This is a genomic window from Actinopolyspora biskrensis (assembly GCF_013408175.1).
In the GTDB taxonomy this organism is placed as follows: Bacteria; Actinomycetota; Actinomycetes; order Mycobacteriales; family Pseudonocardiaceae; genus Actinopolyspora; species Actinopolyspora biskrensis.
Genome location: NZ_JACBYW010000005.1, coordinates 443477 through 464737 on the forward strand (window position 1 = coordinate 443477; position 21261 = coordinate 464737).

Annotated in this window: 15 protein-coding genes and 1 tRNA gene; 8 read left to right on the forward strand and 8 right to left on the reverse strand. The window is 70.1% G+C overall.

The window, feature by feature from the left end:
* Positions 1 to 605 precede the first annotated feature (605 nt).
* Entirely contained in the window at positions 606 to 3383 is a 2778-nt protein-coding gene (gene aceE, locus FHR84_RS15435; protein WP_179536203.1) for a pyruvate dehydrogenase (acetyl-transferring), homodimeric type, read from the reverse strand.
* Positions 3384 to 3839: 456 nt separating this feature from the next.
* Here aceE and FHR84_RS22955 point away from each other — a divergent pair, with 456 nt between their 5' ends.
* The 3 genes from FHR84_RS22955 (at position 3840) to FHR84_RS15450 (ending at position 4968) form a co-directional block, all read left to right on the forward strand.
* A complete protein-coding gene (locus FHR84_RS22955; protein WP_017973912.1) occupies positions 3840 to 4277 on the forward strand; it encodes a DUF3052 domain-containing protein in 438 nt (145 codons plus the stop codon).
* A gap of 105 nt (positions 4278 to 4382) precedes the next feature.
* Entirely contained in the window at positions 4383 to 4847 is a 465-nt protein-coding gene (locus FHR84_RS15445; RefSeq protein ID WP_142075751.1) for a peroxiredoxin, read from the forward strand.
* Between the two features lie 46 nt (positions 4848 to 4893).
* Positions 4894 to 4968: transfer RNA gene (locus FHR84_RS15450), tRNA-Val, on the forward strand.
* A 242-nt stretch (positions 4969 to 5210) separates the two neighbouring features.
* On the opposite strand, the gene FHR84_RS15455 is transcribed toward FHR84_RS15450, so the two are convergent.
* Both FHR84_RS15455 and FHR84_RS15460 read right to left on the reverse strand, forming a co-directional pair.
* Positions 5211 to 5822 carry a hypothetical protein gene (locus tag FHR84_RS15455; RefSeq protein ID WP_179536204.1) on the reverse strand — a complete coding sequence of 204 codons (612 nt, stop codon included), beginning with the start codon at positions 5820 to 5822 and terminating at the stop codon, positions 5211 to 5213.
* Between the two features lie 308 nt (positions 5823 to 6130).
* Entirely contained in the window at positions 6131 to 6592 is a 462-nt protein-coding gene (locus tag FHR84_RS15460) for an MmpS family transport accessory protein (RefSeq protein WP_246300589.1), read from the reverse strand.
* Between the two features lie 381 nt (positions 6593 to 6973).
* Here FHR84_RS15460 and FHR84_RS15465 point away from each other — a divergent pair, with 381 nt between their 5' ends.
* The 4 genes from FHR84_RS15465 to FHR84_RS15480 all read left to right on the forward strand — a co-directional run bounded on the left by FHR84_RS15465 (position 6974) and on the right by FHR84_RS15480 (position 10379).
* Entirely contained in the window at positions 6974 to 7432 is a 459-nt protein-coding gene (locus FHR84_RS15465; protein ID WP_179536205.1) for a nuclear transport factor 2 family protein, read from the forward strand.
* A gap of 378 nt (positions 7433 to 7810) precedes the next feature.
* Positions 7811 to 8389 carry a TMEM165/GDT1 family protein gene (locus FHR84_RS15470; protein ID WP_179536206.1) on the forward strand — a complete coding sequence of 193 codons (579 nt, stop codon included), beginning with the start codon at positions 7811 to 7813 and terminating at the stop codon, positions 8387 to 8389.
* A 1-nt stretch (position 8390) separates the two neighbouring features.
* Positions 8391 to 9548 carry a saccharopine dehydrogenase family protein gene (locus tag FHR84_RS15475; protein WP_246300590.1) on the forward strand — a complete coding sequence of 386 codons (1158 nt, stop codon included), beginning with the start codon at positions 8391 to 8393 and terminating at the stop codon, positions 9546 to 9548.
* A 429-nt stretch (positions 9549 to 9977) separates the two neighbouring features.
* On the forward strand, positions 9978 to 10379 hold the full coding sequence (locus tag FHR84_RS15480; RefSeq protein WP_179536207.1) for a hypothetical protein: 402 nt from the start codon (positions 9978 to 9980) through the stop codon (positions 10377 to 10379).
* Positions 10380 to 10517: 138 nt separating this feature from the next.
* Here FHR84_RS15480 and FHR84_RS15485 read toward each other — a convergent pair whose 3' ends face one another.
* The 4 genes from FHR84_RS15485 to FHR84_RS15500 are packed head-to-tail and all read right to left on the reverse strand — an operon-like array spanning position 10518 to position 18986.
* Positions 10518 to 11783 carry a TIGR02679 family protein gene (locus FHR84_RS15485; RefSeq protein ID WP_179536208.1) on the reverse strand — a complete coding sequence of 422 codons (1266 nt, stop codon included), beginning with the start codon at positions 11781 to 11783 and terminating at the stop codon, positions 10518 to 10520.
* Complete coding sequence (locus tag FHR84_RS15490) at positions 11780 to 15988, reverse strand: TIGR02680 family protein (RefSeq protein WP_179536209.1); 4209 nt, start codon at positions 15986 to 15988, stop codon at positions 11780 to 11782. The genes FHR84_RS15485 and FHR84_RS15490 overlap by 4 nt, the downstream gene beginning before the upstream one ends.
* On the reverse strand, positions 15985 to 17238 hold the full coding sequence (locus FHR84_RS15495; RefSeq protein WP_179536210.1) for a TIGR02678 family protein: 1254 nt from the start codon (positions 17236 to 17238) through the stop codon (positions 15985 to 15987). The genes FHR84_RS15490 and FHR84_RS15495 overlap by 4 nt, the downstream gene beginning before the upstream one ends.
* Complete coding sequence (locus FHR84_RS15500; protein ID WP_179536211.1) at positions 17235 to 18986, reverse strand: DUF2397 family protein; 1752 nt, start codon at positions 18984 to 18986, stop codon at positions 17235 to 17237. Before FHR84_RS15500 ends, FHR84_RS15495 begins: the two co-directional genes overlap by 4 nt.
* A 137-nt stretch (positions 18987 to 19123) precedes the next feature.
* Here FHR84_RS15500 and FHR84_RS15505 point away from each other — a divergent pair, with 137 nt between their 5' ends.
* Complete coding sequence (locus FHR84_RS15505; RefSeq protein ID WP_179536212.1) at positions 19124 to 20080, forward strand: cobalamin biosynthesis protein; 957 nt, start codon at positions 19124 to 19126, stop codon at positions 20078 to 20080.
* 277 nt (positions 20081 to 20357) lie between these two features.
* Here FHR84_RS15505 and FHR84_RS15510 read toward each other — a convergent pair whose 3' ends face one another.
* Positions 20358 to 21197, reverse strand: coding sequence for an SURF1 family cytochrome oxidase biogenesis protein (locus FHR84_RS15510; RefSeq protein WP_179536213.1), 840 nt, complete (start codon positions 21195 to 21197; stop codon positions 20358 to 20360).
* Between the last annotated feature and the right edge of the window lie 64 nt (positions 21198 to 21261).

Consider the following 21261-nt stretch of genomic DNA (forward strand, 5'->3'; position numbering starts at 1 on the left):
TGAGTTCTCCCTGGGAGGCGAGACGCGATCGGTCGGTGCCCGCGCCGCACGTCGCTCGGCTGCCCGCTGGACGGGCGGGACCGCTCGACACGGAACCGTGCACGGCGTCGATCGGGCCGGACGAGCCCACTCGTAGCGTGCGAATCGGGCTGTGCGCGGCCTTGGCCGTGAGAGGAAACCTCCGTCGTCCGGCGAGGCCGTCGGCCCCGGCTCTCGGACGTGCCGAGGAGCTTTTCGGCCGTTTCGCGGCCGGCCGGTCGTTTCGGCGGTCGTCCCGGATGTCCGGAAAACCGCTCACCGCGGCGCGGCACCGGGTTCCGGTCCGGAAGCGGACGCGCGGAACCCGAACACTGGGTACCACACCGCGAGCGGAGGACCACGTTCTTCTCGCACGAACGTGTTCGGTCACACAACCGGTGCGTGGAACGGGCCGGTGCCTGCTCGACACGCCCCGCGCCGCCGTGATGCCGGCGCGGGGCGCCCGGAGGCCACGGCCGCCGCGGTCCCGGCGGCGCGGCCGTCGGCGCGGACGGCGAGCGCCCCGGCCCCTTCTCCGCTCGCGCGGGCGCGGAGCGCGCCCCGACGACCGGGAGGGGAGATCGCTGTCAGGCGTCCCCGGACTCGGAGAGCTGCGGTCCCGCGGCCCGCGGGTCGGTTATGCGGTACCGCTCGGCCGCTTCGGTTACCCGGGACTGCTCGACCTCGCCCCGCCGGGCCAGTGCGGCCAGCGTGGCCACCACCGTCGACTCCGCGTCGACCAGGAATACCCGTCGTGCGGCCGGCCTGGTGTCGGAGAACCCGAATCCGTCCGCGCCCAGGGTGGTCATGTCCGTGGGGACCCACGGCCGGATGAGGTCCGGCACCGCGCGCATCCAGTCGCTGACCGCGACCACGGGCCCGGGCTCGTCGCTCAGCGCGCGGGTGACGTGCGGTCGGCGGGCCCGGCCCTCGGTGGAGAGCAGGTTGTCCTGGTCGGCGCGTTCGGCCTCGCGCCGAAGCTCGGTCCAGGAGGTCGCCGACCAGACGTCGGCGGCCACCCCCCACTCGTCGCTCAGCATCTCCTGGGCGCGCAGCGCCTCGGGCATGGCCACCCCCGAGACCAGGATCTGCGCCCGCGGCCCGGAGTCCCGATCCGCCCGCCGGTAGCGGTACAGCCCGCGCAGCAGCCCCTCCACGTCGAGACCGTCCGGTTCCGGGGGCTGCTGGTACGGCTCGTTGTAGACGGTGAGGTAGTAGAAGACGTTCTCGGGGGCCTCGCCGTACATCCTGCGCAGGCCGTCCTTGACGATGTGGGCCAGCTCGAAAGCCCAGGCGGGGTCGTAGGAGATCACGGCCGGGTTGGTCGCCGCGATCAGCAGCGAGTGCCCGTCCGCGTGCTGCAGGCCCTCACCCACGAGCGTGGTGCGGCCCGCCGTGGCCCCGAGCAGGAAACCCCGCGTCATCTGGTCTCCCGCCGCCCAGAGCCCGTCCCCGGTGCGCTGGAAGCCGAACATCGAGTAGAAGACGTAGACCGGGATCATGGGCTCGCCGTGCGTGGCGTAGCTCGTCCCGGCCGCGGTGAACGAGGCCACCGAGCCCGCCTCGTTGATTCCCTCGTGCAGGATCTGCCCCTGGTCGCTCTCCCGGTAGGCGAGCATCAGCTGGTAATCCACCGGTGTGTAGTTCTGGCCGGCGGGGTTGTAGATCTTCTGGGACGGGAACATCGAGTCCATCCCGAAGGTGCGCGCCTCGTCCGGGATGATCGGGACCAGCCGGGGCCCCACCTCGGAGTCCTTGGCGAGCTCCTTCAGCAGGCGGACGAACGCCATGGTCGTGGCGACTTCCTGCTTTCCGGAGCCCTGCCGCACGACGTCGTAGACCTTGTCGCCGGGAAGCACCAGGGGTTTGGCCCGGGTGCGGCGTTCCGGGAGGTAACCGCCGAGCTTCTCGCGGCGTTGCCGCAGGTACTGGATCTCGGGGGCTTCCGATCCGGGGTGGTAGTAGGGCGGCAGGTAGGGATTCTCGTCCAGCTGGGCGTCCGGGATCGGGATGCGCAGGCTGTCGCGGAACAGCTTGAGGTCGTCCAGCGCGAGCTTCTTCATCTGGTGGGTGGCGTTGCGGCCCTCGAAGTGCGCCCCGAGCCCGTAGCCCTTGATGGTCTTGGCCAGGATGACCGTCGGCTGGCCGTGGTGCTCCATCGCGGCCTTGTAGGCGGCGTAGATCTTGCGGTAGTCGTGTCCGCCCCTGCGCAGCCCCCAGATCTGGTCGTCGGTGTAGTCCTTGACCATGTCCTTGGTGCGCGGGTCCCGCCCGAAGAAGTGCTCGCGCACGAACGCGCCGTCGTTGGCCTTGTAGGTCTGGTAGTCCCCGTCCGGGGTGCTGTTCATCAGGTTGATCAGCGCGCCGTCCCGGTCCGCGTGCAGCAGCGGGTCCCACTCACGTCCCCAGACGGTCTTGATCACGTTCCAGCCCGCTCCGCGGAAGAACGCCTCCAGTTCCTGGATGATCTTCCCGTTGCCCCGGACGGGGCCGTCCAGCTGCTGCAGGTTGCAGTTGATCACGAAGGTGAGGTTGTCCAGTCCCTCGTTCGCGGCCACCTGGAGCATGCCGCGGGACTCCGGCTCGTTCATCTCCCCGTCGCCCAGGAACGCCCAGACGTGCTGCCTGCTGGTGTCCTTGATCCCCCGGTCCCGCAGGTACCGGTTGAACCGGGCCTGGGCGATCGCGTTCATCGGGGAGAGCCCCATCGAAACGGTGGGGAACTCCCAGAACTCCGGCATCGACCTGGGATGCGGGTAGGAGGGAAGCCCGCCGCCCGGTCCCGCGTGCGAGTACTCCTGGCGGAAACCGTCGAGCTGCTCCTCCGAGAGCCGGCCCTCGAGGAAGGCGCGGGCGTATATGCCGGGGGAGGCGTGCCCCTGGATGTAGAGGTGGTCCCCGCCCCCCGGATCGTCCTTCCCCCGGAAGAACCAGTTGAATCCGACCTCGTAGAGGCTGGCCGAGGAGGCGAAGGAGGATATGTGCCCGCCCACGCCGATGCCGGGGCGCTGTGCCCGGTGCACCATCACGGCGGCGTTCCACCGCATCCAGGCCCGGTAGCGACGTTCGGTCTCCTCGTCTCCGGGGAACCAAGGTTCGAGCTCGGTGGGGATGGTGTTGACGTAGTCGGTGCTGGTCAGCGAGGGAACTCCGACCCCCTGCTCACCGGCTCGCTGGAGCAGCCTCAGCATCAGGTAGCGGGCGCGTTGCTTGCCTGCCGCGGACAACGCCGAGTCGAAGGATTCGAGCCACTCCTCGGTCTCCTCCGGGTCGATGTCCGGAAGTTGCGTCGCCAGCCCGTTGCGGATGACCCGCACTCGCTGGGGGGAGTTCGCGCCACCGTTGTCACTGCCGTGCGGGGACAAAGGAATCTCCTCGAGGACGTCGTGCGCGTTTTCGGTCGAGGGTGCGGCCTCGTCGGTTCATCGTCTCCCATACTGCGTGCCAGGCGCGAACCGTCACAGTTACCACCCGGTATGTCCCGGACCGGGTTGTGTGTTTCCCGGACTGCCGTCAGTCTCGTGGCGTGAGCCGTGACCAGCAGTGTGGTGTCACCCCGGGGTCGGGGGAGGGCCCGCATAACCTCCGTGGGGTGATCCTCGGTCCCCCGATGGTGGGGAGCTCGGCCCGTACACCCGCCCATGAAGGGGGTGGGTGTCGGGTTCTCGCGGTTCACTGGGAATGTTGGCGTGCGATGTCATGCGATCCTCAGTTGCGCTCACGGGCGTTTACGGTGTTCGCTGTCGACGAGATCGTGCAAACTTGTCTCGTGCGTGGGGCGTCCGTTCCACGCACATGGGAATTGGAGGAGTGAGAAAGCCGTGGTCGCCGCGGAAGACGCCGGCAGGAACGAAACCGACGTCGCCGAAAAGCTCGATATCGAGCCAGACATGGTGGTACAGGAAATCGGCTGGGACGAGGATGTCGATGACACCGTCCGAGAAGCGATCGAGCAGCGTTGCGGAGGCGAGCTGCTCGATGAGGATGCCGACGAAGTGGTCGATGTCGTCTTGCTGTGGTGGCGTGACGAAGACGGCGACCTGACGGACACACTTCTCGACATCATGACGCCGCTGGCCGAGGAGGGTGTCATCTGGGTGTTTACTCCCAAGACGGGGCGTGAGGGACACGTGGAACCCAGTGACATCGCCGAGGCAGCGTCCACGTCCAATCTTGCCCAGACTTCCAACCTCAGCCTCGGCGAGGAGTGGACCGCAACCAGGCTGGCCTACCGCAAACCGGCGAAGACCAAGAAGTGACGGGGGCGGACGTGCCGGTGGTCGTTCGACTGTCGGTGCGTCCTGCCCCTCGATCGGTGTAGGTTCGACGGCGGAAACGCCGCCGTCGAATGGAAGGATGGGCGCATGACGCTAGAGGTCGGTGCTACAGCGCCGGACTTCACGTTGCCGGATTACAACAAGGAGAAGGTGTCGCTGTCCGACTTCCGGGGTGACAAGAACGTTCTCCTGGTCTTCTACCCGTTCGCCTTCAGCGGTGTCTGCCAGGGCGAGCTCTGCCAGGTCCGCGACGAGCTCAGCGATTTCCAGAACGACCGGGTGCAGGTCATCGGGGTTTCGGTGGACTCATCGTTCGCGCTCAAGGCGTGGGCGGAGCAGGAGGGCTACACCTTCCCGCTGCTCTCCGACTTCTGGCCGCACGGCGAGGTCTCCAAGGCCTACGGTGTGTTCAACGAGCAGGCCGGAATGGCCAACCGGGGGACCTTCCTCGTCGACACCGAGGGCAAGGTCCGGTTCGCCGAGATGAATCAGCCCGGTGAGCCTCGTGACCAGGATGCTTGGAAGAAGGCGCTCGCGGAGCTGTCCGCGTGAAGCCACGCGGTGGCCGACCTGTACGATGTTGGTCGGCCACCGCCGAGGGCGCATAGCTCAGCGGAAGAGCACCTGCCTTACAAGCAGGGGGTCGCTGGTTCGAGCCCAGCTGCGCCCACCACACCCACTCTGAAAAGCGAAAAAGACCGCCGGATCAGAGTCCGTGTCGATTGCACGGCGCGCAGCGAGACGATAACTTCGCCCACACTCGGGAACCCATCGGGTTCGTCGTGGACGAAGGAATCCGCTGCCCGACCGGCGTCACCCGAGGCTAGCCACCGCAGACCTTGGCCTTCTTGCGCGGGTCGGTGGTGCGCAACTTCGCGCCTATACGCTCGGCCTGCCGCTCGGCGGGTTCCTTCCTCACGGGAAACCGCATGCGGAACTGGGTGTATTCCGGGGGAAATCGCCGTGCGTCCGCAGGTGGTCCCTGACGACATCCCGGGATGGCGAGGTGAACATCATCTCAACCCGGTTGGGAGTCCGGATCGAGGACCCGGTTCGGCCCAGGCTGCTGTTCCACTGGCCCAGTGCAGTCGGTTCCGCGCGAAGCCGGGTACGTAACAGCCGCGCCACGGTTCGTCCGGGCCACTCCCAGGAGCGCTCGGCGTGAGCACGGGCGAGTTCGGCTTCGTACTGCTCCGAGTCGAACCGGACCTCCGCCAAGGAGAAGTCGTCATCGTCGGGGTTGTGCCACCGGTCCCGGACGACCTGGTCCCCGTCGCGGCGAACACGGACGTAGACCGCGCCGCAGCAGCCCCACGCGCACTCGGCTTCGGCGAGCATGACTTCCCGGGGTTGTTTGGCGGGCAGCAGCGGACTGTCCGATCCCAACAGCATGTCGGGGTCCAGGCACGGTCCGGTGTCGAACTCGGGGTCGATCACGTCCCGCCCGTCGATCAGGAACTTGGTCTCGACCTCGTTCCAGGTGGAGTCCTCCGGCAGGACCACGGAGACGTTCAGGTGGCTCGGCACGTTGCCAGGTCAGCCACGGCGTCCACGGGATTTCGCCCGACATCCGGATGCCGCGCAGCGTGTCGTCCGGTGTCCCGATCCGGTTCGCGGCGGCGAGTGCCCGACGTGGTCGGCCGCGTTCGGCGTGCTGGCCTCGGACATCGGGATTCCCCATTCGTGGGTGGCGAGTACGTGGGGCGTGCGGATGCCGGTGATGGTGCAGTCCGCCGTCTCGCCGCTCCTCCACATCCGCGGCGTGTGCTCGCGGACACGGAAGTCACCGCCGTCGCGTCCCACTCGAACCCGGTCCGCAATGAACCACGCTCCGGTCAGAGGCCGGTGTCTCCGTTGCAGGTGACCATCGTGTGCGGGCCGTCGGCGGTGTTCCTGGCGAGGACCTCGCCATCGAGCGTGATCTCGCAGGTCACCTCTCCGCCGTTCTGGCCGTTCCGGACACTCAGGCTGTACGACTCGGCTCCGCCGGTGATCCGCTGCTCCTCGGACCAGGGGAGCTCCGTGCCCGTGGCCCGGTTCGTCGCACCATCCCTGCCGTAGGTGATCGTGTTCACCCCCTCCGAGCCCGTGACCTCGTAGACCACTCTGCCTGTGGCGGATTCCCGGCCGTCCTCGGGAGACGTGCTCGTCGGTCGCGCAGGTTGCACCGATCCGGACGTCGTCCCCGTGGACTGCTCGGTCGTTGCGATGGTGAACAGTCCGAACACGAGCGTGGGAACGACGAGCGCGAGCACTCCGAGCCCGATGCCGACGTCCGATGGCTCTCCCCGTGACATCGGCTCGTCGACCGGTCCCGTCCGTGGACCCGCGCTCGGAGTCGTACCCGTCTCGACCCCTTCCGTGCCGCACCAGGTACTCCGCCGGCGCGCCGCGCCGGCGTTCGTCGCGGCGGCGCGGGCACGCTTCGACCAGCTCCTCCTCGGGCGGGAAGCACACCGGTGGAGGAGCTTCAGCGACGCGCCCGCCGCTGAGCGGATCTCGTCCATGCCGACGGCGCGGATCCCGCGCGTAGCAGAGCTCCTCGGCCGCGTCCAGCACCCGGAAGTGCGCCTCGTCCTGCCGCACCGCGCCTGCCCGTGAGTCGAGGGATCGTTGTCCGACATACCGATGCGCGGAGAACGGCCGTTCTCCGCGTGCACAGGAGAGGAGACGCAGCGATGTCCGAACCACCTCCCCGCCCGCCGTTCGACGGGCAAGCGGCGCTGCGGAAAGTCCGGGCCGCAGAGGACGCCTGGAACACCCGCGACCCCGAGCGGGTGGCGCGGGCATACACCGCGGACTCGGTGTGGCGCAATCGGGACCGGTTCCTCGTCGGCCGGGAGCAGATCGTGCGGTTCCTGCGCGAGAAATGGAACCGGGAGCTGGACTACGCCCTGCGAAAGGAATTGTGGACGTACTGTGAGAACAGGATCGCGGTGCGTTTCCAGTACGAGTGCCGGGACCACTCGGGGCGGTGGTGGCGCAGCTACGGCAACGAGATGTGGGAATTCGCCGGCGACGGGCTCATGAGCCGCCGCGAGGCCAGCATCAACGATGTCCCGATCGAGTTCGGGCAGCGTCGCGTGTTCGGCGCGCGCGGTGAGGACGAGCCGGAGGACGTGCTGCCCCTTCGGTGAATCCCCCGCGCGGGTGTGGCCGGGTGATCGCGCGTCCCCCGGCCACACGTGGGCACGGAACGGATCGGGGCGAATTCCTTTTGTGCTCGCCTCCGCTCGACGCGTTTCGGGGTTCCCTTTCGGGAAAAACGGGTTTCGCCGGGACGAAAAAATTTTTTGGCTCCGCGTCCCGGATGATTTTGCCGCGCCTTTTTCGCGGGTTCTGTTTGTCTTTTCTGCGTGAATAGGTAATCTCCGTGGGGCGGTGGATTCCGGATTCGATTTTTTCGGGGCGCCGCCCGGGCCGATCCAGGAGTATTCGGAGCGCAGAGGGGGCGGAGCCCCCGGTGCGCTCTTGTTTTCGGGCCCCACCCGTGAGCGCGGAAAGGTGGACAAGACGTGTTGGCGAGCTTCGCGGTGAGCTCGGTGGCCATTTTCCTGGCCGAATTGGGCGACAAGTCGCAGTTACTGGCGATGAGTTTCGCCACGCGTTACCGGACCTGGCACGTGCTGCTGGGAATCACGCTGGCCACCGCGGCGGTGCACGCGGTGTCGGTGGCCCTGGGATTCGGTCTCGGTTCCGCGCTGCCCACGGACTGGATCGGGGTGTTCGTCGGTGTGGCGTTCCTCGGCTTCGCCGCCTGGACACTGCGCGGGGACGAACTCGGCGAGTCGGACCAAAGCAGGGTCCGGCGTGCCAAGGGATCGGCACTGATCACGGTTTCCCTGGCCTTCATGCTCGCCGAGCTGGGCGACAAAACCATGCTGGCCACGGTCACCCTGGCCACGCAGCACGAGTGGTTCGGCACCTGGGTCGGCTCGACAGTGGGCATGGTGCTGGCCGACGCGCTCGCGGTCGTGGCCGGTCTGGCGATGGGCAGGTACCTCCCGCAGCACGTCGTCCGCTACGGCGCCGCGGCCCTGTTCGCGATCTTCGGAGCCTGGTTGATCGTTTCCGGTCTCACCAACGTGGGATAGGTTGGGCACCGCTCGGGACGATCTCGAGGCGGAGCTTCGTGATGTCCGCGCCCCGCCCGCCGGGGCGATGTCCCGGGGACCACGTCGTTCGGAAGGGTGCCTCATGGTCTGGATGCTCTACGGAGCCACCGGTTACACCGGCAGGCTGATCGCCGAGCTGGCTGTTCGGCGCGGACACGAACCCGTGCTGGCCGGGCGCGACGCGCGGAAGCTGGCCGACATCGCGATCCCGCTCGGTCTGGAGTACCGGACGCTCGACCTGCGGGACTCCGGCGGTCTCGAGCGCGGACTGCGCGACGTCGACGCCGTGGCGCACTGCGCGGGGCCCTTCTCCCGCACCGCCGCTCCCGTGGTGGAGGCCTGCCTGCGCACCGGAACCCACTATCTGGACATCACGGGCGAGATCGAGGTGTTCGAGGCGATCTTCGGTCGCGACGAGCGGGCCACGGCCGAGGGGGTGACCCTGCTTCCCGGGGCCGGTTTCGACGTGGTGCCCACCGACTGCCTGGCGGCCATGGTGGCCGCCGAGCTGCCCGGCGCCACCGATCTGGACCTGGCCTTCCGCCCCGTGGGCGGGGTGAGCCCCGGGACGGTCAAGAGCGCTCTGGAAGGCGTCGGACTGGGAGGCCGGGTGCGTGTGGACGGCAGGCTGCGCACCGTGCCGGTGGGATGGCGCAGGCGCAGCGTCGAATTCCCCTCGGGAACGCGAACGGTGGCCTCGCTGCCCTGGGGCGATGTGGCGACGGCCTACCGCAGCACCGGCATAGGAACGATCACCACTTTCGCCGCGCTGCCCGGGCTGAACCGGATGGGCCGGCGTTCGGAAGGCCTGATCGGCCGTCTTCTCGGCACTCCCGCCGTGCGCCGCAGCGCCGAGACCGCGATTGACCTGCTCGTGCGCGGTCCGGCCAGCAGCACCCGGGCCAACGGCAGAGTCGAGGTCTACGCCGAGGCCGGTGATCAGCAGGGCAACGGTGTCCGTGCCGCGCTCGTCGGCCCGGACACCTACGAGCTGACCGCGGAATCCGTGCTGCGGATCGTCCGAGCGCTGGAACAGGGTCAGCCGGCGGCCGGAGTGCGGACGCCGGCCACCGCGTTCGGAGCCGATTTCGTGCGGGAGCTGCCCGGAGTGCGGGTGGTGGAGCCCGAGCACTTCTGACCGGTGGCCTTCGGCCGGTCCGGTTCGCTCGGGTGGCCACTCGGCGGAAGCCCGGGCGACCCCGGCCTCCGGGACGCTCGTCTCGCCGCCACCGCGCCGAGGAACCGGGATCCGGCACCCGAACGAACCACGCTGGCAGGAGTGCTCGGGGCGTTTCGCGCGAAACGTTTTTTCCGGAAGCGCTCCAGGGGGACAGTTCCGCGCGGAACGCCCCCGCCGCGCGGGAGGGAACCGGCAGGGAAGTCGAACGCGGTGTTCCGCCGGGGGAGCGTCCGGAGGGGCGCGGTGGGCTCGTGACCGGCCGATGCTCCGAACGGATGATCTTTGTGCGCTTTCCACCAGCGGTGCGTTCGGATTCAGTACTCTCGAGTTCGATGTCGTCACGACACGTGACGTGAATTCGAACAGTCGAGCGTAGCTGGAAATCCCATGACCGAGTACGCCGCCGATTCGATCGAGCTCACGCTGGTCCCGGTCGACGGTACCGACAGTGTGGCGCTGGATCGCCTCACCGGTGCGTTGGCGTGCGAACTCCGCTGTCTGCGTCTCGACTCGGTGGAGCAGCGGTTCCCGTCGCGAAGTGGGCCGGATTCCGAAGGAGGCTCCGCGGTCCTGACCGGCGTCGGGAAGCTCTCCGTCGGAGGTTTGCTGTCCGGCTCGGGAGTCAAGGCGATGGTGGGGTTGGTTCAGTCGTGGCTGCGCCGGAACGAACAGGACAGCGTGATCCTCCGGCTGGGGGAGGACCACGTGGAGATCACCGGTTCGCCGACGCGCCGCTCCCACCAGCTGCTGAAGGACTTCTACCGCAGACACGGCGAAGGTGGATGTTAGAAGTTTCCGCTCCTGCTGGCAGGGTGGGGTGTTTCGGTGCCGGGAACGCCGAAGGGGAGAACCCCGGTCCGGCCGGAGAACATCAGCGAGCCGTCCCGCCCGTCCTCCGGCGGAGGCTCTCCCGTGCGGAAGTGGCGTTCAGAGCCCGGCGCGCAGTTCGGCGAGCAGCTCGGCGAGCACCGTCTCCTCCTCGACCGCCCGACCGGCCGTCGACATGAGCTCGGCCAGGTCCGGATCCCACGGAGTGTCCACGGGAGTTCCGTCCAGGATGGGCAGATCGATCCGTTCCGCGGAGGCTCGGTCCACCGCGGTGCGGTAGTCGGAGGCCGACATGCGCCACGGCGTGATCGTCCGGTGCGTCCACAGGGAGCGCATGGTCGACATCCCGGCCCAGTCGAAGTCCCCGTGGTAGCGCAGCACGGCCCCGTCCGCGTTCAAACGGTCGAGCAGCTCCGCGGCCGTGGTGGAAGGCCTTCCGGAGAGGCAGACCAGCGGATGCCGGATCCCGCTGTCGACGGCTGCCTCCAGTACGCGCGGGTTCTCGCAGACCGCCACCACGGTCCCCGGCTCCACCAGCCTCTCCGGTGCGGCGCGCAGGTCGAGCCCGGTCAGGTGCGCGGGCAGGCCCAGCTCCGTGCGCTCCCGCACCGCCGAGGCCCAGCCGCCCCCGTCGACCAGCGGAAGTGCCCAGCACAGCACGGTGGCCGAAACGGCGTCCGGCGAAACCCCGCAGGCCTCCCACAACGCGCGCCGGTCGCGCTCGTTGTTCGGGGGCTCCACCTCGTGCGCGATGGCGACGGCCCGCAGCACCACCCGGCTCAGCGTGGTGCCGTTGTCCAGCAGGTGAGCCCCACCGGCCGCCGTGGCCAGCTCCGCGCGGGAGCGCCACTTCCGCGGAGAGACGCCCGCCGTGAGCACCAGCCGGGAGAGCACGGCGGCGGCTCCACCGGCCACCGGCTCCAGGTCCTGCTCGGCAACCCTGCCGTAGTGGCGGACCCACCGGATCCAGGGGTCGGCCCAGGGGCTGTCGGCCAGGCCCCGCTCGGCCAACGCGGAGGTGAACACCTCGGTGAGCCGGTCGTGGCTCTCGGCACGCGTTCCCGAGGAGGACTCGCGCGAGTTCACCGGCCTGCCGTGCAGGATCTCGAGCACCTCCTCCAGGCCGACCCCGAACCGGCTCCCACGCAACGCGTTGTCCAGTTTGGACACATTGATCCTGGTGCCCTGCCCCCACATCGGACGCCCGTAGAGCTCGCCCACGGCCCCGCGCGTCTCCTCGTCGGGCAGTTCCAGCCGGAAGGTGGGCGGGCGCCCGGACGCCTCCAGCGCCTGCCTCGCCTGTTCCCACAGTCCGCGCAGCTCCGGAACGTCCCAGGCCGCGCGTATCTCCTCGACGTCGCTCAATGTTCCGCCCGTTCCAGGCCGCGACCGTTCCACATCGTGTGGGTGCAGGCGATCCCGTGCCCGCTTCGCGGTCGCAGCACGTCGTAGATGTGCATCGTCGGAATCTTGGGGGAGACGCCCCAACCGCTCGGCCAGGTGATCACCCAGTCCATGTCCAGGTCCACGAGCAGGCCGAGCATGCGCGCCACCGTCGGATCGTCGAGCCGTTCGAACGCCTCGTCCAGCAGCACCAGGCGCAGTGGCTCGTGCCGGTGGGCCGCCGACTCGATCGCATCGTAGAACGAAGCCGCCGCGGCGAACAGCGTCACGTAGGACACGAGTCGTGTCTCACCGGAGGAGAGCTGCCGCAGCCGCCGGACCCGCGCGGCGCCGTCCGGGCCGGTGTCGCGCACCCGGACGGTGAACTCGTACCACTGCCGGTAGTCCAGCGCGTCGGCGAGGATCTCGGCGTAACCGCCGGAAACGCTCTCCCGCTGCGACTCGATCAGATCGGTGAACACCCTGCGCAGCAACGCGTCCTGCTCCTCGGTCCGGTCGGCGAACGGGGTGCGGATCACCTCGATGGCCTGCCGCATGTCCTCGCCGAGCGCGGTGGCCGGTTGCCAGTCCAGCTGCACGTGGACCCCCTGGCTCGAGCGCGCTCCCTCCAGCACGCGGTTCATCCGCGCGCACAGGTCCCCGGCCGTGGCCATCTGGTCGCGCAGCCGTTCCGCCAGGTCGCGGATCAGGTAGTCGGCGAAGATCGTTCGGTACCGCTCGTTGAGGTACTCGCGCTGCTCGGCGAGCCGCTCGGCGATCTGCCGGGCGGCCTCGGCGACGGGCAGCGGCCCCTCCTCGCCGATCACCGTCACGGTCAGCGCACCGGCACGTTCCTCGGTGGTGATGTCGTAGTGGCCGCTCAGCGACTGCTTCAACGGGTGCAGCTTGTCGTGCACCGCCTTCGCCCCCGGCGTGGCCGAACCGCCGGCCGGAACGGACAGCAGCGCCTCGGCCGCCTCCTCGGAGTCGGCGGGGCTGCCGGGCAGCTCGTCCTCGGCGGCTTCCGCCGCGGCGGCCCAGAAAGCGGGCAGCTCCAGCAGCTGCCGGAAGGAGGACACGGCCTCGTCCGCCTCGGAGTCCCTCCGGGAGAGCCGCTCCCGCGCGGAGGTCAGCTTCTCGGTGAGCTTGCCCGCCTCCTCCCGCGCGGCCGAGGCCCTCTCCCGGAGGGCGGGCAGCTCGGCCCGCAGCTGTTCGCGCTGCCCCTCGAGCTCGGCGACCTGCTCGGCCACCTGCCGTCCCTCGTCCCCGACCGAGGCGGTCAGCTCGGACAGGGCGGCGGCCTGCTCCGCGTGGTGCTCGCAGTGCTGCTCGGCCACCGACTCGGCCGCCATCCGGTCGGCCACCGTGGCGTCGTGGTGCAGCGCGGTCGCGCGGAGCTGCTCGAGAGTTCCCAGACAGCGTTTCTCGATGGCCTCGCGCAGCGATTCCAGCGCGTCGCGCGCCTCGGTGGCGGCGGTGTTGGCGGCTCGGAGCGCCTCGCTGCCTGCCTGCAAGCCGGCCTGGCCCGCCGCCCTCGTCAACTCGGCGTGGACCGCCTGCCAGCGTTGCTCGGCCTGCTCGTAGGCGCCGCGCAGCTTCGTCGCGGTCCGGTGGGAGTCGTCGGCGTCGTCCACCGCGCTGGCCAGCCTGGCGTGCGCGCTGAACAGCTCCCCGTCGTCCGGGTAGGACTCCAGCTCCCGCTCCAGCGTCTCCGCGTGCCGCACCGCCTCGGCGTGGTGACGCTCGGCCCCGTCGAGCTCCGAGCGCAGCTCGGCCAGCTCGTTCTCCAGCTCGGAGACGCGCCTGTCCCGCGCGGCCCGCCGCGCCCCAGCGCCGACGTACTCCGCCGTCTCCTTGACCCACGTTCCGGACAGCACACCGCAGCGCCAGCGCCCGGTGGTGTCGACGCTCGGGGAGCCGTCGTCCGACCCCACGGCCACGGCGCGAAGCAGCGCAGCGACGCGCTCCGGTGAGACGGGGCAGTCGGGTTCCGGAGCGGGAACCAGCAGCTCCTGCAGGTTCCGCCCCCGGACCGGTTCGCCGGGGGTGGCGAACAACTCGGCCGTCTCCGGGGACACGGCCGTCCCGTCGGCGGTCACCCACGCGTTCAGCAGGCCGCTCGCCTGCAACGCCCCTTCCAGCCGGGCGCACTCCCCGGCGGAGAGCGACTCCGCGAAGTCGACCGTCCTGTGGAACGCCGCCCCCTCGGAAGGGGACCGTTCCGCCGTGGCCCAGAAAGGCCCGGCCGGTTCGGGCTCCACCCCGGAACGCGTCTCGTCTAGTTCGGCATCGCGGTCCGCGATCCTCGACCGGGTCTCGGAAACGGTCCGTTCGGCCTCGGCCGCCCGTGCCCGCGCGCGGTGCAGCAGCGGCTGGGCCCACTCGCGGACCCGTTCCCGCCCGCCCCTGGCGGCGAACCTGTCCGCCACGAGCTCTTCGACGGTGGGAAAGGCCGGTGGTTCGCCGGACTCCGCCGCCCCGGCAGCGAGCGCGCTCCCGTGCCACCAGGCGTCGACCCGGCGCACCAGGTCCGTGGCCGTGTCCGTCAGATCCTGGCGCACCTGGTTGCGTCGCGCGGCCGCCTCGGTGGCCGTGACCCTGGCCTGCTCGGCCTGCCTGCGCGCGTCCTCGACCTCGGCCTGCTGCCGATCGGAATCCGTCGCCCGCTGATGCAGCGCCAGCGTCAGCGCGGCGCGTTCCCGCGCGGTCTCGGCCGCGTGCTCGGCCCGCTCGTCCACCTCGCGCAGCTGTGCGGCGAACTCCTCGGTGTCCGGCTGCGGCGGCGTGCGCCGCTCGACGGTCAGCCACTCGGAGTCCGAGTCGGTGGTGGCACGCACGTACTCCGAGTGCACGGCCGCTTCCGCCGGAGGAACGGTGGGGACGGCGGGGACCAGTGATCGGTCCAGGCCGGAGGCGGCCAGCCGCTCGGCGGCCCGTTCGCAGTGCTGCCCCACCGCGTCGACGTCCGAACTCAGCCTCCCCAGCATGCCGAGCACCGTGGAAACGGAGCGCTGCTCCTGGTCACGGTGGTTCCCGGCCGTGCTCAGCGCGTTCTCGGCCGCCGAGCGCGCGCTTTCGACAAGGGCCCTGCGGTCGTGCAGGTTCTGCAGCTGGGTGTAGGCCGGGCTCTGCTGCAGTGCCTGCAGCGCGGACTCCAGCTCCCGGTCCCTGCGCTCCAGCGCGGAGATCCGTTCCTCGGAGTCGGCCCGCGCGGACTGCTCGGAGGCGCGTCGCTCGTCCAGCTCCTCGATGGTGGAACGCAGCTCCCGGCACTGCTGCCGCGTCGTGCGCACCGCCGCGGCCCCGGAGCGCAGCAGCCCGAAGGCGTACTCGGAATAGGTCGACATGAACGTGGTCAGCGCGGTGTCGGCCGTGGTGAGCCGCAGGATGTTCTCCCGGATCGACTCCAGGTCCTCGAAGGACGTGGCCAGCCGCTGCACCAGCGTCGAGTCCAGCGGGGGCAGCGCGTCGGACAGGATCTGCTCCAGCTGTCCCTCCTGGACCTTCAGCCCCACGTCCGGATTGCGCAGCGTGCGTTGCAGATGCAGCAGATCGCCGTAACGCTCGGCGCTTATCCCGTAGACGAGTTCGGCGATCCTGCTCCGGAAGGACTGCTCGTCGAGAACGTGCTCGGCCCCGAGCTCGTCACGCAGCTGGGTGGGCCCGAGCGGAACCTCGCCCGGCCCGATCAGCCGCAGATCGTGTTCCACACGACGGTCGGTGATGAACCGCCACGAGTCGCTGATCTGGTTCGAGGCAGCGGCGGCCTTGACCCCGACCCCGCAGGTCAGGAACTGCTCGGTTCCGTCGTCGAGCCGCCTGCTCAACTCGATCCAGGCGTAGCCGACGCGATTGCCGCCGCCCTCGCGCTCCTCCAGCATGAGCCTTCTCATGCTGACCGTGTCGAAGCCCTTCGAACCGATCTGCCGCAGATCCCCGTCCAGGCAGAGCGGCAGCAGCAGCTCCAGGGTGCGGGACTTCCCCGAACCGTTGGTCCCCTGGAAGATCGCGCGACCGCCGTGCAGGTCGAACGTCTGGTTCGTGTACTGCCAGATGTTGATCACACCGCCGCGGCGCAGCCGCCAGCGGTCCCCGTGGCCGGAGTGCTCGGCGCCGTCGACACCGGAAGCGGCGCGGCGGTGCCTGCTGCCCGCGCCGTCGAGCCGTGTCACCGCTTCGGTGCTCAATGCGGGGGTTCTCCTTCCAGAAGGTCGAACAGGCCCGGGGCGGGTGGCTCCGGGGCGGGGAGCGTTTCCGGTTCGGCGGCGGGACCGGGATCCCCCTCGGGAATCGGAAGCCAACGATGCGCGCTCGGGCTGAGGAGCCAGCCGTTCGGTTCACCGGGATCGTCCGGCGCCAGCACCCCCACCCGGCGAAGCAGATCCACCACCATCCGAATCAGCGAGTCCGGGTCCTCGGTGGCGCGCCGCGACCACGTCGAGGGATGGTTCTCCAACAGCTCGGTGCAGACCCGCGTGAAATCCTGCCATGTCACCGGGTGCCGGTGGTCCCCGGCGCGGGGGGTCGTCGAGTCCAGCAGTTCCGGCAGGGCGAGCTGGGCGATGCGGGCGACCGTCGACGTGCCGGGGAACGGAGTGTCGGTGAGGTAGTCCTGCGGATCCGCGGTGGCGATCCCCTCCGAACGGGACTCGGCGACGACGCCGAAGTACCGCTCCAGCATCCGCGCCTCCCTGGCGCGGTGCCTGCGCAGCCAGTTCGCCTGGCTCACCGGCAGATCCTCGTAGTGCACCACGGGGTCCTCGACGAGCCTGCGACGCACCGCCTGCTCGACCGTGGCCACGTGCGAGCCCGCCGTGCCGGAGGACAGCGCCACCAGGTGCTCGGGCCCGGTCGCCTCGGCCAGCGGGCCGCTGAGCAGTTGACCGAGCAGGTCGGTGTCGACCGTGATCAACGCTTCGGCCGTGGAGTCGTTCGCCGACGGCGCGACCGTGCCCTCCGTCTCGGTCAGCACCCCGAGGGCAACCAGATGGCGCAGCGCGGCGGTGAGCGCACGACGGTCGGTGGGACCGTCGTCGACCACCATCCCCGCCTCGGAGGCGTCCGAGTGGACGTCCGCGATCAGCCGGGAGAGCAGCACCTGCTTTCCGCTGCCGGTGAGCGTCGCGAGCGTCAGTGCCACGTACGCGTAACCCCGGGGGGACAGCGTGGGAACCGCCCTGGTCGGATCCGCACCGGGGCCGGACTTGTACAGCCGCGCGTAGCGCCGGTGGATCACCAGCCGGTACCCGAGCAGCGTGCTGAACATCTCCTGCAGCACGGCACGGTGCCGGTAGATCATCCCGAGCAGCTCGCCGTCCTGGCTCTCGGTGTGCAGCAGCGGTCTGCGCAGCAACGACCGCGCGCATCGAACCACGTTAGCCGCGTCGATGTCGCCGAGCCGGTCGAAGCTCTCGACGCCGTGTTCCCTTCCGCTCAACGGGCCGCTCCACTGATCCTGTCCGAGGTTCCGCCGCGTTCGGCCGGGTGCTCGTGCCCGGCGGTGACGTCCAGTTCCACCACGGTGTCCTCCAGGACCAGGTCGCCCGTGGTCCCCGTCACGCGCGTCGTCCGCGCGGAATCGTGCCGGACGATCAACCGCAGTCCGTGCACGGGCTCCGTGGCCGTGCCCGCCTCCTCCGGGGAGTCGCGCCCGGCCATCGCCAGGCTCAGCAGCTCGCACAGCATCTCCAGGGCGTCGGAGGAGACCCGGAGCTCGTCCGGCTCCGCCCGGGAGGCGGCCAGCTCGGCAGCGGCCGCGGCACGGCGCTGCTGGTTGGCGCGCTCCTCGTCCAGCAGCTGCTGCTCGGTCATCGGGTCGTGCAGCACCCTGGACGTTCCCCCGCGCGCGCTCCGGTCGGAGCGGTTCCGCACGTTCACGGGGATCGTCGTGCGCCTGCCGTCCCGCCAGCTGGTGGTGTGCTCGTCCGCGTCGTGCTCGGGAGCGGGTTGCACGCAGCGCGCCGAGTACAGCCCGAAAGCCGCGGCGTGCAGCTCGTGGGCCTCGTCCGGAGTGGAACGGTCGAACCAACGTGCCAGTTTCAGCAGATCACCGCGATGCCCCGGCACCGGGCCGCCCCCGGACGTGGCGTGTTTGACGCTGGCGAGCAGCGAACCGATGGCACGAGCGGTGGCCTCCCGCAACGCCGACACCTGGCTCGGCCGCCCCGGGGAGTCCAGGAACCACTCGGTGAGCTCCTGCCAGTCGGCGGCGGTGCGCCCGCGCGCCCGCTCCACCTCCGCGCCGAGTTCCTCCTCGGTGCCCAGCGCGGCGAGCAGCTCCTCCCTGCGGGCCGCGAGAGTCCGCAACGAGGCCGCCACGGGTTCGGTGTAGCGGATCACGTCCTCGACGACCGCTTGGATGTACTCGACCAGCAGGTTGCGGAAACCGGAGATCTCCTTCGGATCGAGCTGGTGCCTGGTGACGACCTGTCCCAGATAGGCGTAGAAGTCCCGGACCGTGGCCGCGAGCTCGGAGTGCTGCAGGAACACCGTTGTGACCTGCTCCGCGAGCCGTTCGCGGGCTCCTTCCGGGGCGGCCTCGGCGGAAAGCGCCGTGGGCAGGAGTTCGACGATCTCCTGGAGCCCCCGTTCGACGGCGGGCAGCAGCTCCCGCGAGACCTCCCGCGCTCCCTCGGGGACGCGCAGCAACGCGTCCACGTCCCGCTGCACTCGCACACCCAGTTTGCTGACCTGGAAACGAGCGCTGCCGTGCTGGAACTCGGAGATGCTGGAAGCGACCGTCTCGCGCCGCCCGAAGGTCAGGTTACCCCATTCGCGGAGCTTCCGGAGCCGTTCGACCACGGTCGGCAGTTCGGACTCGCCCGCGGCGATCCGCCCCTCCCGCTCCGCCACGGCCAGCGCCCCGGACACCTCGGAGGCGGACAGGTCGGCGAGCAGCGTCGAGGTGAACAACCGCATGATCGTCAGATAGGTGCGGTGCCCGCTCACCTGGAGGTGGCGGTAGAGCAGCAGCCGCCGCTCGTCCGACCGGTCGTCGGAGACCAGTTCGTCCTCCCCGGCCTCCGGTGCGACCCGTTCCCCCACCGGGAGCGGAGTCTCGGGGGACTCGTCCTCCGGAGCGGAATGCCCGGCGGAGTTCCGTTGTGTGACGGAAAGTTCGTCCGGGTGGGGTGTGTCGGTCACGGTCTCGGTGCGCGGCTCCACGGCTTCGCGATCGACGGTCACAGTCGGCCACCATAAACCCGCGCCGTCGGCGGGCCGAAAACACTCCGTTACCGGTGCCGGGGGAATGCCGAGGGCCTTCGTCGGGACGGTAGCGTTCCGCGGCGGAGCGGCGTCGAACTTTCCGAGGAGGGAACGCGGTGAACGCGGGGCGGGCGGTCGGACTGTTACTCGGGGTGGCCGCCGACGCGGTGCTGGGGGACCCCGAGCGTGGGCATCCGGTGGCAGCTTTCGGGCGGTTGGCCGAACGTGCTGAGCGGGTGGTTTACCGGCCGAGCCGCTCGGCCGGGGTGCTCTACACGGGTGCCCTGGTGGGGGGGAGTGTCGCGCTCGGCTCGGTGCTGGAGCGCTCCGCCCGCCGTGGTCCGGCGACCCAGGCGGCCTTGACGGCCGTGACCACCTGGACGGTGCTCGGAGGGGCGTCGCTCGGGCGGGAGGGGGCCGCGCTGGCCCGTCACCTCGAGTCAGGGGAGCTGGAGCAGGCGCGTGCCCGGTTGCGCGGCCTGTGCGGCAGGCGTGCGGAGGAACTCGATCGACAGGGCTTGGCGCGCGCGACGGTGGAGTCCGTGGCGGAGAACACCTCCGACGCCGTGGTAGCGCCCCTGTTCTGGGGAGCGGTCGGTGGGATTCCCGGCCTGCTCGGGTATCGGGCGGTCAACACCCTGGACGCCATGGTCGGGAACCCGAGCAGTCGTTACAGGGAATTCGGCTGGGCCGCCGCGCGGTCGGACGACGTGGCGAACCTGCTCCCGGCGCGTACCACGGCCGTGCTGGCGGCGCTCTGCGCTCCCGTGGTCGGTGGTTCGGCAGCGGGGGGCTGGCACACCAGGCGCAGGGACGCCGCGGCCCATCCCAGCCCGAACGCCGGGCAGGTGGAGTCCGCTTTCGCCGGGGCGCTGCGCATCCGGTTGGGCGGGCGCATCGACTACGGACACACGGTGCAGACCCGTCCCGTGCTGGGGGAGGGTCGTACGGCCGACGGCGGTGACGTCACCCGCAGCGTCGAGCTGTCCAGAGTGATCGGAACGGTCGGCGGGGTGCTGGCGGCCGGGGTCGCGTTGTTCGCGGGGAAGTCCCCACTGAAACCCCGGCGGTGACACCCCTGCGGTGACCCGCCGTTCAGCGGGTTCCGCCGGGTGAACAGTCACGGCAGCCGAGCCGGAGAATTCTCGTCGGGACTTCCGGCGGAAGCGCCGTTCGACGCGAGCGCTCTGAGCCTGAGCAACCCGATCGACCGCGGGTTCTCTCGTGGTGCTCTCGCGAGGAAGGCCCGACGTGGCGTAGTGGCTACTCGATGTCGGGCACCCGGAGCGAGAGCCCGCGAGAGGTTCCGCCACGCAACCACCTACGCAGAGAGAACCCACAACCCTGACATCATCCGGTGCTCTCGCGCTCCTGCCGCTCCTCGGCGGCTATGGCCTCCGAGACGGAGGGCCTGGACTTCTTCGGGGCGGTCCTCCCGCCGCGGGGTTCCCCGGACCCGTCGCGTGGGGAGCGGATCTCGCTGTAGATCAGGTACACGACCGCGAGCGGGGCCATGGTCCCGAAGATGATCCACTGCATGGCGTAGGAGAAGTAGGGGCCGGACTCCAGGCGGGGCAGCGGGACGGCCTGGAGACCGCCCGGCTGGTTGTCGACGAGGGTGAAGTAGCCGGGGCGCATCGGAATGTCGACACCGTTGCCCACGGTGTTCGAGTCGATCGCGTAGGTCCAGCGGTGCCCGTCGTGCCGGAAGAGGGAGCGGTTCTCGCTGTCGTGCTCGTTCAGCCGGATCCGCGCGGTCAGGCGCACCGTGCCCGAGGGGGGTGCGGAGTAGTCGGGGGCCCTGGTCGACTGCACCGGGCGGATGAAGCCGCGATCGACCAGCAGAGTTTGCCCGTTGCGCAGCCGGAACGGTGTCAGCACCTCGAAAGCGGGTTCCCCGCGCACGTTGCGCTGCCAGGCGAGCGTCTCCCCGTCGGGCAGGTAGTGGCCGGTGAAGCTGACCCGCGTCCACTCGTCGGACTTCTCCGGGGGACTCCCGCGCTCGAGCACCCGGTTCAACGGCTGCGGGTCAGCCCGCATCGAAGCCCGAACGGCCTCGTTGCGCGCCTGGGTCTCGGCGTGCCTGCTGAACTGCCACGGGGCGAGCACCGTGAAACAGATCGTGGAGAAGACGCCGACGAGCAGGATCAGCCCGATCCAGCCGGGGCGCAGCAGAAACCCGAAACGCACGTGTCCACGGTAGGCCGTGTGCCGACTCGCGCCGCACCGGGCCGGTCGATCGTGTGACGAAGAA

Coding starts and splice junctions, on each gene's coding strand:
- FHR84_RS15445 (WP_142075751.1), top strand. CDS start 4,383: ATGACGCTAGAGGTCGGTGCTACAGCGCCGGACTTCACGTTGCCGGAT.
- FHR84_RS15460 (WP_246300589.1), bottom strand. CDS start 6,592: ATGTCACGGGGAGAGCCATCGGACGTCGGCATCGGGCTCGGAGTGCTC.
- FHR84_RS15465 (WP_179536205.1), top strand. CDS start 6,974: ATGTCCGAACCACCTCCCCGCCCGCCGTTCGACGGGCAAGCGGCGCTG.
- FHR84_RS15480 (WP_179536207.1), top strand. CDS start 9,978: ATGACCGAGTACGCCGCCGATTCGATCGAGCTCACGCTGGTCCCGGTC.